This is a genomic window from Pseudomonas songnenensis (assembly GCF_003696315.1).
GTDB lineage: Bacteria > Pseudomonadota > Gammaproteobacteria > Pseudomonadales > Pseudomonadaceae > Stutzerimonas > Stutzerimonas songnenensis.
This window is the reverse complement of the sequence record NZ_RFFN01000001.1, coordinates 425,310-438,417: the sequence shown is the minus strand read 5'-3', so window position 1 is coordinate 438,417 and position 13,108 is coordinate 425,310. Positions and strand designations below refer to the sequence as shown.

Here is a 13,108-nt window from a genome sequence, read left to right as displayed (position 1 = left end):
CGTGGCCGGCAAGCGAGTCATGCGTTGCCGGCTTCCAGCGCCAGGCTTACTTGACCAGGGTCCGCCATTCGGCGTGGGCATCAGTCTTGCCGGTGACCAGATCGAAGTAGGCTTTCTGCAGCTTCTCGGTGATCGGGCCGCGACGGCCGATACCAATGGCGCGGCCGTCCACTTCGCGGATCGGCGTGACTTCGGCGGCGGTACCGGTGAAGAAGGCTTCGTCGGCGATGTACACCTCGTCGCGGGTGATGCGCTTCTCGACCACCTTCAGGCCGTGTTCGGCGGCCAGGGTCAGCACGGTGCCGCGGGTGATGCCGTTCAGGCAGGCGGTGACTTCCGGGGTGTAGATCACGCCATCCTTGATGATGAAGATGTTCTCGCCCGAGCCCTCGGCCACGTAGCCTTCGGGGTCCAGCATCAGCGCTTCGTCGGCGCCGCCGGAAATGGCTTCCTGCAGGGCCAGCATCGAGTTGATGTAGGCACCGTTGGACTTGGCGCGGGTCATGGTGATGTTGACGTGGTGGCGGGTGAAGGAACTGGTGCGCACCTTGATGCCCAGCTCAAGCGCCTCGTCGCCCATGTAGGCGCCCCAGTGCCAGGCCGCGACGATCACGTGCACCTTCAGACCGCTGGCGCGCAGGCCCATGCCTTCGCTTCCGTAGAACACCATCGGGCGGATGTAGGCGCTTTCCAGGTTGTTCTCGCGCACTGCGGCGCGGGTCGCCTCGTTGATCTCTTCCTTCGAGTACGGCATCGGCATGTTCATGATGTGCGCCGAATCGAACAGGCGGTCGGTGTGCGCCTGCAGGCGGAAGATCGCCGTGCCGTCCGGGGTGTTGTAGGCGCGAACACCTTCGAACACGCCCATGCCGTAGTGCAGGGTATGGGTCAGCACATGGGTGGTCGCATCGCGCCACTGCACCAGTTCGCCGTCATACCAGATGACGCCATCACGATCGGCCATCGACATCTTGCCAGCTCCTCAGAATTCGATATTGCTCGGTAGCCCGACGCGGGCTCAGCTGAGCCCCAGCTCGCGCCAGATCCGCATGACTGCGCGACGCTCGTCGTGGAATTGATCCCCACTCACCACTCCGGGCTGCTTCTGCAGTGATTGCCGGTGGGCCGCGGCACGGTACGCCTTGTAGGCGTCCTGCAGCAGCCGCACCTCATCGCCGGTCATCAACCCGGCCTGCTCCAACCCATCGAGAATGCGGATGTTATCGGTATAGCGCAGCAGTTCGGGATGCTGGTGCGACCACGCCAAAGCCGCGTATTGCACCATAAATTCGATATCCACGATACCACCGGCGTCCTGCTTGAGATTGAACTCGGCAGCGGCGTCGAAAGCCTGCTCGGCGGTTCCCGCGTGCGTCGCGCGGGTACCGAGGTTGTCGCGCATCTTCGCGCGCATCTCGCTGACCTCGCGGCGCAGCGCCTCGAGATCGCGTTCGCGACCCAACACACCGGCGCGCACCCGCTCGAAGTCGGCCGTCAGCTGCGGGCAGCCGACCAGCACCCGCGCGCGCACCAACGCCTGGTGTTCCCAGGTCCAGGCCTCCTGGCTCTGGTAGCGCTCGAAGGCGCCCAGCGAGCTGACCAGCAGCCCGGAAGCGCCGGACGGGCGCAGGCGCATGTCCACTTCGTAGAGCTGGCCGGAGGTGGTCTGAGTCGTCAGCAGATGGATGATGCGCTGGCCCAGACGAGTGAAGAACTGCGCGGTGTCGATGGGCTTGGCACCATTGGTCTCGGCGGCGGGGTCGCCGTCGTGGATGAACACCAGATCCAGATCCGAACCATGCCCGAGCTCGATGCCACCGACCTTGCCGTAACCGACGATGACGAACGCCGGATCGCAGAGCGTGCCATCGCTACGCTGCGGCTGGCCATGACGCGCGACGGTGTGGCGCCAGGCGAGGGTCAACACTTCCTGCAGGATCGCCTCGGCCAGCCAAGTCAGGTAGTCGCTGACCTTCATCAAGGGCAGCGTCCCGGCGATTTCCGAAGCGGCGACCCGCAGCCGGTGCGCCAGCTTGAAATGCCGCAGCGCCTCCATCTGCTGCTCCAGGTCATCCTCGGGAATGCGCATCAGCCGTTCGCGCAACTCAGCCGCCAGTTCCGGCGCCAGCGGCGGGCTGTACAGACGACCGGCGTTGAGCAGCTCGTCGAGCAACAGCGGGAAGCGTGCAATCTGCTCGGCGATCCACGGGCTGGCCGCGCAGAGCTCGAGCAGTCGCTGCAGCGCCCCAGGGTTTTCGGTCAGCAATACGAGATAGGCCGAACGCCGGGCGACCGCTTCCACCAGCGGCAGCACACGCTCGAGCACGAGATCGGGGTCGGCCTGCTCGACAGTCTGCGCCAGCAGCCGAGGAATGAAGGCATCCAGACGCTCGCGACCGAGGCGCTGCATGGTGCGTACCTGGCTGGCGTTGCGCAGCGCGGCGAGCCGCTGGCAGGCGCCCTGGCCGTCGCGAAAGCCCGCCTCGGACAACTGGCGGCAGGCGAATTCCTCGTCCCAGTCCTGCTCCCACAGCGGCAGCCACTCACCACCGACCAGCGCATCGCCTTCGGCAGCTTCATCCTCGTCTGGGTCGGCAATCACCTGATGGAAATGCCAGTCGATGCGCCCACGCCAGTGCAGGAGTCGCTCGTGAAAGGTCTGCCAGCTGTCGAAGCCGAGCATGAAGGCGACGCGCGCGCAGTCGACTTCGCTTTCCGGCAGCATCTGCGTCTGCCGATCGGCGATGGCCTGCAGCGCATGCTCGGTGTAGCGCAGGAACTCGTAGCCTTCGCGCAGCTCGGCGACCGCCGCGGCCGGCAAATAGCCCTGCCCTTCGAGGGTGGCCAGCACGCCGAGCAGAGGCCGTTGCTGCAGGCTGAGATCACGCCCGCCATGGATCAACTGAAAGGCCTGAGCGATGAACTCGACTTCACGGATACCACCGGCACCGAGCTTGATATTGGCGGCCATACCCTTGCGCCGGACTTCCTGCTGGATCAGCTGCTTCATCGTGCGCAACGCTTCGATCGCCGAGAAATCCAGGTAGCGGCGATAGACGAAGGGCCGCAACATCTCCAGCAGCTCCTTGCCGGCCTGCTGATCGCCGCCAATGACGCGCGCCTTGATCATCGCGTAGCGTTCCCAGTCGCGCCCCTGATCCTGGTAGTACTGCTCCAGCGCATTGAAGCTGTAGACCAGCGGCCCGGACGAGCCGTACGGACGCAGGCGCATATCGACGCGGAAGGCAAAGCCATCGACGGTGATTGCATCCAGCGCCTTGATCAGCCGCTGACCAAGGCGGACGAAGAATTCCTGGTTGTCCAGCGAGCGCTTGGCGCCGACGGTCTCACCGCCCTCCGGATAGCCGAAGATCAGGTCGATGTCGGAAGAGAGATTCAACTCGTGGGCGCCCAGCTTGCCCATCCCCAGGATCACCATATGCTGCGGGTGGCCGCTGCGCCGCCCGGTCGGCACGCCGAACTGATCGCAATGACGTACGTACAGCCAGTGATAGGCCAGATCGACGGAGGCATCGGCGAGATCGGAGAGATCGCGGCAGGTTTCAGCAAGATCGGCCCGGCGAGTCAGGTCGCGCCAGATGATGCGCACCTGCTGGCGATTGCGAAAGCGGCGCAAGGTAAGCGCCAAGGCGTCTTCGTTGTCGCAGGCACCGACCAGCTCGCTCAGCGCTTCGCGCATCTCGCCAGCCTCCAGCGACCGTTCCAGCCAGCCCAGCTCGGCCAGCTGCAGCAGCATCTGCGGATCTCGACTAACCTGTTCGCTGACGAAGTCGCTCGCTGCACAGACCCGACTGAACGCCTCACGCTGCTCAGCCAACCAGACGTGACAACGTGCCGCAAGCGCTTCCGACAGGCTGCCGGCAGCAGCGAGGAACGACTCTTCGGCTCGACTGACAAAAGGCAGGAGCGAGGACGGCAATGCAACCAGCGGGGGCAGACTCATTGTGGTTTCCTTCACGACAGCAGTACGGTAGACCGCGATCCAGAGCCTCGCATAAGCCTTTTTCAGGAAAATGCCAGCGCCGCTGATCTGTAGTTTTACTACTAAAGAGTATTTCAGGGGGCTGATCCCGGCGCGTTTTTGTAGTAAAACTACAGGCGCCCGGTCCTACCCCCGGCATTCGTCCAAGAACATTACACGCACCGGCCCACAAAGCCGGTAGCGAACAGGCGACCGATTCTGGAAGCCTTTCCGCCATGGAGCAAGCCATGCAAGATCTCGATCCCGTCGAAACCCAGGAATGGCTGGACGCCCTCGAGTCCGTCCTCGACCGCGAGGGTGAAGACCGCGCTCACTACCTGATGACCCGGATGGGCGAACTGGCCACACGTAGCGGCACTCCGCTGCCCTACGGCATCACCACGCCGTACCGCAACACCATCCCCGTCACCCGTGAAGCCAAGATGCCCGGCGACCTGTTCATGGAGCGTCGAATCCGCTCCCTGGTCCGCTGGAATGCCCTGGCCATGGTGATGCGTGCGAATCTGAAGGATCCGGACCTGGGCGGCCATATTTCCACCTTTGCCTCCAGCGCCACGCTCTACGACATCGGCTTCAACTACTTCTTCCAGGCACCGACCGAAGAGCATGGCGGCGACCTGATCTACTACCAGGGCCACGCCTCCCCCGGCATTTACGCCCGCGCCTTCCTGGAAGGCCGCCTGACCGAAGAGCAGATGCTCAACTTCCGCCAGGAAGTCGATGGCAAGGGTCTGTCGAGCTACCCGCACCCGCACCTGATGCCGGACTTCTGGCAGTTCCCGACCGTCTCCATGGGCCTCGGCCCGATCACCGCGATCTACCAGGCGCGCTTCATGAAGTACCTGGAGAACCGCGGCTTCATTCCGAAAGGCAAGCAGCGTGTCTGGTGCTTCATCGGCGACGGCGAGTGCGACGAGCCGGAAACCCTCGGCGCGATCTCCCTGGCTGGCCGTGAGAATCTCGACAACCTGGTATTCGTCATCAACTGCAACCTGCAGCGTCTGGACGGCCCGGTTCGTGGCAACGGCAAGATCATTCAGGAACTGGAAGGCGTGTTCAAAGGCGCCAACTGGAACGTCAACAAGGTCGTCTGGGGCCGCCTGTGGGATCCGCTGTTCGCGGTCGACGAGGATGGTCGCATGCAACGCCGCATGGACCAGGCGATCGACGGCGAATACCAGAACTACAAGGCCAAAGACGGCGCCTACGTGCGCAAACACTTCTTCGGCGCCGACCCCGAGCTGCTCAAGCGCGTCGAGAGCATGTCCGACGAAGAGGTCTGGAAGCTCAACCGCGGCGGCCACGACCCCTACAAGGTCTATGCGGCCTATCACCAGGCCGTGCACCACAAGGGCCAGCCGACCGTCATCCTGGCGCATACGATCAAGGGCTACGGCACCGGTGCCGGTGAGGCGAAGAACATCGCCCACAACACCAAGAAAGTCGATATCGACAGCCTGAAGAAATTCCGCGATCGCTTCGACATTCCGGTCAACGACTCGCAACTCGAGGAGCTGCCGTTCTATCGCCCGGCCGAAGACAGCGCGGAAATGAAGTACCTGCGCAAGTGCCGCGACAAGCTGGGCGGGCATCTGCCGCAGCGCCGGCCGAAGAGCTTCAGCATCCCGACACCGCCGCTGGATACCCTCAAGGCAGTGCTCGACGGCTCCGGTGACCGCGAGATTTCCACCACCATGGCCTTCGGCCGCATCCTCTCGCAGCTGGTCAAGGACAAGGATCTGGGCAAGCGTATCGTGCCGATTCTCGCCGACGAGGCGCGCACGTTCGGTATGGAAGGCATGTTCCGCCAGCTGGGCATCTACTCGCCGGTGGGGCAGCTGTACGAGCCGGTCGACCGCGACCAGGTGATGTACTACCGCGAAGAGAAAGACGGCCAGATCCTGCAGGAAGGTCTGAACGAAGCCGGTGCGTTCTCCTCATTCATTGCCGCAGGTACCGCCTACAGCAACTACAACCAGCCGATGCTGCCGGTCTACATCTTCTACTCGATGTTCGGCTTCCAGCGGATCGGTGACCTGGCCTGGGCGGCCGGCGATGCCCAGACCCGCGGCTTCCTGCTGGGCGGCACTTCCGGGCGCACCACGCTCAACGGTGAAGGACTGCAGCACGAGGACGGCCACAGCCACATCCTCGCCAGCACCATCCCCAACTGCCGCAGCTATGACCCCACCTACGGCTACGAGCTGGCGGTGATCATGCACCACGGCATGCACGAGATGATGGAGCAGCAGAAGAGCGTCTATTACTACATCACCGTGATGAACGAGAACTACCAGCAGCCGGCCATGCCGCAGGGTGTCGAAGACGGCATCATCAAGGGCATGTACCTGCTCGAAGAAGCCAAGGGCGACTTCAAGCACCGCGTGCAGCTGCTGGGTTCGGGCACCATCCTGCGCGAAGTCCGCGCCGCGGTGGACATCCTCGCCAAGATGGGCGTGGGCGCCGACGTCTGGAGCGTGACCAGCTTCAACGAACTGCGCCGTGACGGCCTGGCGGTAGATCGCTGGAATCGTTTGCACCCGACCGAGGAGCCGCGCAAGAGCTACGTCCAGCAGTGCCTGGAAGGCCGCGAAGGCCCGGTCATCGCCTCGACCGACTACATGAAGCTGTTCGCCGACCAGATCCGTCAGTGGGTGCCGTCGCGCGAATACCAGGTGCTCGGCACTGACGGCTTCGGCCGCAGCGACTCGCGCGCCAAGCTGCGTGATTTCTTCGAGGTCGACCGTCGCTGGGTGACTGTGGCCGCACTCCAAGCACTCGCCGATCGCGGCGCCATCGAACGCACCGTGGTGGCCAACGCCATCACCGAGTTCGGTATCGACCCCGAGAAGCGCAATCCGCTGGATTGCTGATGCGTGCGCACAGGAGAACCTATTGTGAGTGAAACCATACGCGTACCCGACATCGGCAGCGGTGAGGGTGAAGTAATCGAATTGTTCGTCAAGGTCGGCGACCGTATCGAAGCCGACCAGAGCATTCTGACGCTCGAGTCCGACAAGGCCAGCATGGAAATTCCAGCGCCCAAGGCGGGCGTGGTGAAGAGCCTGAAGGTCAAGCTCGGCGATCGCCTGAAAGAAGGCGACGAGCTGCTGGAGCTGGAAAGCGAAGAAGGCCAGGACAGTGCGGCTCCGGCACAGGCTGCAGCCGAACCCGCTGGCGCGGCGACCGGCGGCCCGACAGATGAAGCCGAAGCGCCGACGCCTCCGGGCGACGACGATGCTTCGGCCTCGGCCGGCGAAGGCGAGACACAGGAGATCAAGGTTCCTGATATCGGCTCCTCGGGCAAAGCCAGCGTGATCGAAATCGCGGTCAAAGCCGGCGATACCATTGCCGCTGAACAAGCGTTGATCACGCTCGAGTCGGACAAGGCCAGCATGGAGATTCCGTCTCCTGCCGCCGGCGTGATCGAGAGCATTTCGGTCAAGGTGGGCGACGAAGTCGGCACCGGCGATCTGATCCTGATTCTCAAAGGCGCAGCGCCCAGCAAGCTGGCGCCAGGCACGGCGCCAGCGAGCCAGGCCGCAAGCGCTCCGAAGCAAAAGCTCAGCGAGCCGGCAGCTGAAGAGCCTGCCGAAGCCGCCGGCGAATCCGTGGAAGAAGTGCGTATCCCGGACATCGGCTCCAGCGGCAGCGCCAATGTCATCGAAGTGATGGTCAAGGCCGGGGACAGCGTCGAGGCGGATCAATCGCTGATCACGCTGGAATCGGACAAGGCCAGCATGGAGATCCCGGCGCCCAAGGCCGGTATCGTGGAATCGCTGTCGATCAAGGTCGGCGACGAAGCCAAGACCGGCGATCTGATCCTGACCCTAAAGGTCCAAGGCACCGCACCGGCGAAGAAACCCGCTCCCAAGGCGGAAGAGGCTGCGCCGCAGCAGCAGGCCGTCGCACCGAACAAGCAAGGCGTTCCCGAGGCGAAGGCTGCCGCGACGCCCGCTCCGGCGGTCAGCGGCCCGAGCAAGGCTGGCACCAAGGTGCATGCGGGGCCGGCGGTACGCATGCTTGCACGCGAGTTTGGCGTAGAACTGGCTGATGTTCCGGCCACCGGCCCGAAGGGACGCATCCTCAAGGAAGACGTTCAGGCCTACGTCAAGAACATGCTGCACAAGGTCAAGCAGGCTCCTGCCGAAGGTACTACCGGCGGTGCGGGCATTCCGCCGATCCCGGTGATCGACTTCAGCAAGTTCGGTGAAGTCGAAGAGGTGCCGATGACCCGCCTGATGCAGGTCGGTGCCGCCAACCTGCATCGCAGCTGGCTCAACGTACCGCACGTGACCCAGTTCGAGTCGGCCGACATTACCGAGCTGGAAGCTTTCCGCGTTGCGCAGAAGGCGATCGCCGAGAAGGCTGGGGTCAAGCTCACCGTGCTGCCGCTGTTGCTCAAGGCGTGCGCGCACCTGCTCAAGGAACTGCCGGACTTCAACAGTTCGCTGGCCCCGAGCGGCAAGGCGCTGATCCGCAAGAAGTATGTGCACGTAGGGTTCGCCGTCGACACGCCGGATGGCCTGATGGTCCCGGTGATTCGCAACGTCGACCAGAAGAGTCTGCTGCAACTGGCTGGCGAGGCTGCGGAGCTGGCGGAGAAGGCCCGCACCAAGAAGCTTTCTCCGGATGCGATGCAGGGCGCGTGCTTCACGATCTCCAGCCTCGGCCACATCGGCGGCACCGGCTTCACGCCGATCGTCAATGCGCCGGAAGTGGCGATCCTCGGCGTCTCCAAGGCGGCCATGCAGCCGGTGTGGGATGGCAAGGCCTTCCAGCCACGTCTGATGCTGCCGCTGTCGCTATCCTATGACCACCGCGTCATCAACGGTGCGGCGGCGGCGCGCTTCACCAAGCGCCTATCCGAGCTGCTGGCGGATATTCGTACGATGCTGCTGTAAACGGCTGCACCCAAACAAGAACGCCGCGTCCTCTCACGAAGATGCGGCGTTCTTGTTTTCCACCGTAGCGGAATCCCGTCCGCGCAAGAGAAATGGTGCCCTTCTGTCAGCCCTTTTGCAGGTTACGGATCAGAAATGACAATGCCTTGGCGAGCTCTTCGGCGCCCTTGGGATCGCGCAGGATGACCACCAACGGCAGACCGTCGACCGGGCTGTTGATGATGCAACTGGCGCCCTGAGGAGGACACTGGTATTGCAGGTAGGGATCGAGACCGAACACCGACAGGCTGCGATTGCGAACGGCTACGCCGCCGCTGCTGCCACGCACCTCCTCACGGATGCGCAATTCGCCCGGCGCGGTGACGCTCAGCTCGTAGAGAAAATCCTGGGGGTTGGTCTGCCCGACCTGGTAACCGGCACGCAATGCGTAGGTATCCAACAGGCTATTGCTGTGCGTCAGCAGCGCCGTACGATCGCTCGAGGTGAGATAAAGCTTCTTCAGTTCGGTCAGGTAACGGGTCGATTCGTCAGAACCGAATTCGATTGGCTCAGCCGCCATCAATGGTGTGCCGATCGCGCAGAAAACCGAGACCATCACTAACTTTGCAAGTCGACTTGTCAGTCCCTGTCGCATGATGCACCCTTGCCGAAATTAATATTATTTAGCCATCGTCCTTCGCTGGAACGGTGCCTGGAGCCCGAGCCAGCCCGACTCCGTGGAGCATACTGGAAGCCAACCGCTCGATGAAAATACATACCGATGCCGCCAGCCGCCTGGCGACCGAGGTTGTGACGCAGTTGCCAGTGCCTTCGCGGCTCGGCATGCTGCGTTTCGAGCGGCTGAACGAGTCCAGCTGGACGCTGCTTTTTCTCGACCCGGCCTGTGAGCGCCTGCTCGGCGTATCTGCCGGCGACCTGTGCTCACTGATCGACGCTCCTTACGCCAGCCTGATGGAGCCCAGCGCCCGCCTTCAGCTGCATGAAGATATCCAGCAGCAGCTGAGCGCGCGCAACCATTACTCCGTCAATTACCGGCTTCACACACCTGACGGAGTGCTGGATATCACCGAACTGGGCGAAGTCTGCCAGCAGTACGGTCGTGAATTGCTGCGGGGCTATCTGATGGCGGGCCGAAGGCCAGAGTCGGATCAAGACCTCCGATCCCAGAACGCCCGTCTACGCACCTCGCTGCAGCAGCACCAGCATACGCAGGACGAACACATCGAACACATGCTGCGCTCACGTACGCAGCAGGGACTTATCGTTAAACTGGCGCGACACCGGTACAGCTCCGCCAATCCACAGCAGGAAGCAGCGCAACTGATCACGCAGGCCGCCTGTGAAGTCTATGACGTCGACCGCGCAACCATCTGGCACCTGAACGGCACCCGCCTCGAGCCGATTGCTTGCTACAGGCTCGGCAGCGACAACTATGAAACGCTGCCGGAAGTGGATCTGGCACCCTTCCCGCGCTATCTGCAAGCTCTGCAGAGCGGACGGGCCGTCGATGCGCAGGACGTGTCGCAGGACCATCGAACCAGTGCATTAGGCGAGCAGCTCCATCGTCCGCAAGGCATTCGCTCGATCCTCGATGCCAGCATCCGGGTCGGTGGTGAGGTGATTGGCGTGTTGAGCCTGCAGCACGCCGGTCAGCCGAGGGCATGGCAAGCTGACGAGGTCGCCTTCGCCGGAGAACTGGCCGACCAGTACGCGCAAGTGCTGGCCAACCAGCAGCGCCTCAGCGCGACCCATATGCTTGGCCTGTTCCAGCGCGCCGTGGAACAGAGCGCGAGCGCCTTCATCCTGGTCGACCGTGACGGTCGCGTGGAGTACGTCAATCCGGCCTTCACCAGCATCAGCCAGTTCTCCGCGACCGAGGTGCGCGGCCAGCGCCTGACCGACCTCAAAGCCCTGGAAAATCTCAGCGAGCTGTTGTTCGATACCTCATCGGTACTCGCCCACAGCAACAGCTGGCAGGGCGAGTTCCGCTCCCGTCGCAAGAATCTGGAGCCCTATTGGGGCCAGCTCTCGATCTCCAAGGTGTTCAACGACGAAGGCGTGCTGACTCATTACATCGGCATCTACGAAGACATCACCCGCAGCAAGCTGGCCCATCAGCATATTGAGCGACTGGCCTATACCGATAACCTGACCAACCTCGGCAACCGGCCATATTTCATCCGTAGCCTCGAGGAACGCTTTGCTGCAGGTGCCGAGCCTCGGCTCTGCCTGCTGCTGGTGGATATCGACAACTTCAAGCGAATCAACGACAGCCTCGGTCACCAGACCGGCGACAAGCTGCTTACCAGCCTGGCGCGCCGACTGCGCAACGGCCTCAGTCAGCAGAGCGTGCTGGCACGTTTCGCCAGCAACGAGTTCGCCCTGCTGTTCGACGACATGGAGCTGGATGAGGGACTGCGGCTGGCCGATCAGGTTCTGCGCGTCCTCGACAAGCCACTGTTCGTCGACAAGCAGCTGATCAGCGTCAGCGCGTCGCTGGGTCTGGCCTGCTCGCCGCAACACGGACGTGATCCGGAAACACTGATGAAGCATGCGGGGCAAGCGCTGCACAAGGCCAAGGCCAACGGCAAGAATCAGGTGCAGATCTTTACCGAGGCCCTGCATGCCGAGGCCAACTACAAGCTGTTCGTCGAGAACAACCTGCGCCGCGCACTCACCCAGAACGAGCTTGAAGTCTTCTATCAGCCGAAGCTTTGCCTGCGTAGCGGACAGCTGCAGGGACTGGAGGCGCTGTTGCGCTGGAACCATCCGGAGAAAGGGATGATCCGCCCGGACCAGTTCATCAGTGTCGCCGAAGAGACGGGTCTGATCATCCCTATCGGCAAATGGGTCCTGCGCGAGGCATGCCGCATGGGCGTCAGACTGTCGGCACTGGGCCATGGCAAACCACAGATCGCAATCAACCTGTCTCCCAAGCAATTCTCCGATCCGGATCTGCTTGGCTCGATTGCCGCCATTCTTCTGGAAGAGCAGCTTCCTCCGGGCCAGCTTGAACTGGAGCTGACCGAAAGCCTGCTGCTCGACGCAACCGAAGAAACCCGGCAGCAGCTGATCGGCTTGAAAGCACTGGGGCTGACCTTAGCCATGGATGACTTCGGCACGGGATATTCCTCGCTCAGTTACCTGAAGAAATTCCCCATTGACGTGATCAAGATCGATCGCAGCTTTATCAAGGACATCCCCGATAACCAGGACGACATGGAGATCACGTCCGCGGTGATTGCCATGGCGCGCAAACTGCACCTGAAGGTGGTCGCCGAAGGTATCGAGACAGCCGAGCAATTGAAGTTCCTCCGCCATCATCGCTGCGATATCGGCCAGGGCTACCTCTTCGACAAACCGATTCCCGGCAACATCCTGAGCGACGCCTTGCGCCGCTATCCCCATTGGCGCTAAGCGCCGACAACCACTTTCGCCAGGATCGGCGACGCGCGGTCACCATCAAGCTTTCACTGTTACGCCCGCTTTTGTAGCCTAGCTGTCCGCCCCCATTTCGTCCGAGGCAACCATGTCGCTACGCTCGCAGATACTGGTCAACAAACAGGCACTGCCAACTGCCGAGCAGGCGCTGCCCGGCCGCTCGACGGCCGTACCGGTACCACCGGCCCATTATGTGAACGGCAACCCTTTGCAGCCGCCCTTTCCGGCCGGCTTATCCCAGGCCATATTCGCCATGGGGTGCTTTTGGGGAGCAGAGCGCCGCTTCTGGGAGTTACCGGGTGTGTGGACCACAGCCGTAGGCTACTCCGGCGGCTTGACACCGAACCCGACCTACGACGAAGTCTGTTCCGGCCTGACAGGCCATACGGAGGTGGTGCTGGTGGTTTTCGATCCTCGGCAGATCGATTACGCCACCTTGCTGCGCACGTTCTGGGAGGCGCACAACCCAACCCAGGGGATGCGCCAAGGCAACGATATCGGCAGCCAGTACCGCTCGGCGATCTATTGCACGGACGCGCAGCAGCGCAGCGAGGCGGAGGCCAGCCGGGAGCGTTTTCAGCAGCGTCTGAGCGATGCTGGGTTTCCGGCAATCACTACGGAGATAGCCGACGCACCGACGTTCTACTATGCGGAGGCTTACCACCAGCAGTATCTGGCTAAAAATCCGGGTGGCTATTGCGGGCTGGGCGGCACAGGTGTCTGCATGCCGGACTGAGGCAAATAAGGCGAAAGGGTTAAG

Annotated in this window: 7 protein-coding genes; 4 read left to right on the top strand and 3 right to left on the bottom strand. The window is 62.7% G+C overall.

The features are described from left to right. Positions 1–46 precede the first annotated feature (46 nt). Together ilvE and glnE are read right to left on the bottom strand one after the other, a co-directional pair. Positions 47–970, bottom strand: coding sequence for a branched-chain-amino-acid transaminase (gene ilvE, locus EA798_RS01985; RefSeq protein ID WP_003301609.1), 924 nt, complete (start codon positions 968–970; stop codon positions 47–49). Positions 971–1,018: 48 nt separating this feature from the next. Beyond that, positions 1,019–3,964: a bifunctional [glutamate--ammonia ligase]-adenylyl-L-tyrosine phosphorylase/[glutamate--ammonia-ligase] adenylyltransferase gene (gene glnE, locus EA798_RS01980; RefSeq protein ID WP_122097870.1), complete on the bottom strand. Its 2,946-nt coding sequence runs from the start codon at positions 3,962–3,964 to the stop codon at positions 1,019–1,021. A gap of 266 nt (positions 3,965–4,230) precedes the next feature. Here glnE and aceE point away from each other — a divergent pair, with 266 nt between their 5' ends. Together aceE and aceF are read left to right on the top strand one after the other, a co-directional pair. Then, positions 4,231–6,876, top strand: coding sequence for a pyruvate dehydrogenase (acetyl-transferring), homodimeric type (aceE, locus tag EA798_RS01975; RefSeq protein WP_106157410.1), 2,646 nt, complete (start codon positions 4,231–4,233; stop codon positions 6,874–6,876). Positions 6,877–6,900: 24 nt separating this feature from the next. Beyond that, the gene (gene aceF / locus EA798_RS01970) at positions 6,901–8,907 is read left to right on the top strand and encodes a dihydrolipoyllysine-residue acetyltransferase (protein ID WP_122097869.1); all 2,007 of its coding nucleotides are present in this window, start codon (positions 6,901–6,903) and stop codon (positions 8,905–8,907) included. Between the two features lie 106 nt (positions 8,908–9,013). Here aceF and EA798_RS01965 read toward each other — a convergent pair whose 3' ends face one another. Continuing rightward, complete coding sequence (locus EA798_RS01965; protein WP_122097868.1) at positions 9,014–9,502, bottom strand: hypothetical protein; 489 nt, start codon at positions 9,500–9,502, stop codon at positions 9,014–9,016. A 149-nt stretch (positions 9,503–9,651) separates the two neighbouring features. On the opposite strand from EA798_RS01965, the gene EA798_RS01960 reads away from it, so the two are divergent. Both EA798_RS01960 and msrA read left to right on the top strand, forming a co-directional pair. Continuing rightward, on the top strand, positions 9,652–12,324 hold the full coding sequence (locus tag EA798_RS01960) for a bifunctional diguanylate cyclase/phosphodiesterase (RefSeq protein WP_122097867.1): 2,673 nt from the start codon (positions 9,652–9,654) through the stop codon (positions 12,322–12,324). A 112-nt stretch (positions 12,325–12,436) separates the two neighbouring features. Further along, positions 12,437–13,084: a peptide-methionine (S)-S-oxide reductase MsrA gene (gene msrA, locus EA798_RS01955; protein WP_122097866.1), complete on the top strand. Its 648-nt coding sequence runs from the start codon at positions 12,437–12,439 to the stop codon at positions 13,082–13,084. Positions 13,085–13,108 lie beyond the last annotated feature (24 nt).

What these genes read in the sequence shown, in the direction of transcription:
- ilvE (WP_003301609.1), bottom strand. Translation starts at nt 970, where the DNA reads ATGTCGATGGCCGATCGTGATGGCGTCATCTGGTATGACGGCGAACTG.
- glnE (WP_122097870.1), bottom strand. Translation starts at nt 3,964, where the DNA reads ATGAGTCTGCCCCCGCTGGTTGCATTGCCGTCCTCGCTCCTGCCTTTT.
- aceE (WP_106157410.1), top strand. Translation starts at nt 4,231, where the DNA reads ATGCAAGATCTCGATCCCGTCGAAACCCAGGAATGGCTGGACGCCCTC.
- EA798_RS01965 (WP_122097868.1), bottom strand. Translation starts at nt 9,502, where the DNA reads ATGGTCTCGGTTTTCTGCGCGATCGGCACACCATTGATGGCGGCTGAG.
- EA798_RS01960 (WP_122097867.1), top strand. Translation starts at nt 9,652, where the DNA reads ATGAAAATACATACCGATGCCGCCAGCCGCCTGGCGACCGAGGTTGTG.
- msrA (WP_122097866.1), top strand. Translation starts at nt 12,437, where the DNA reads ATGTCGCTACGCTCGCAGATACTGGTCAACAAACAGGCACTGCCAACT.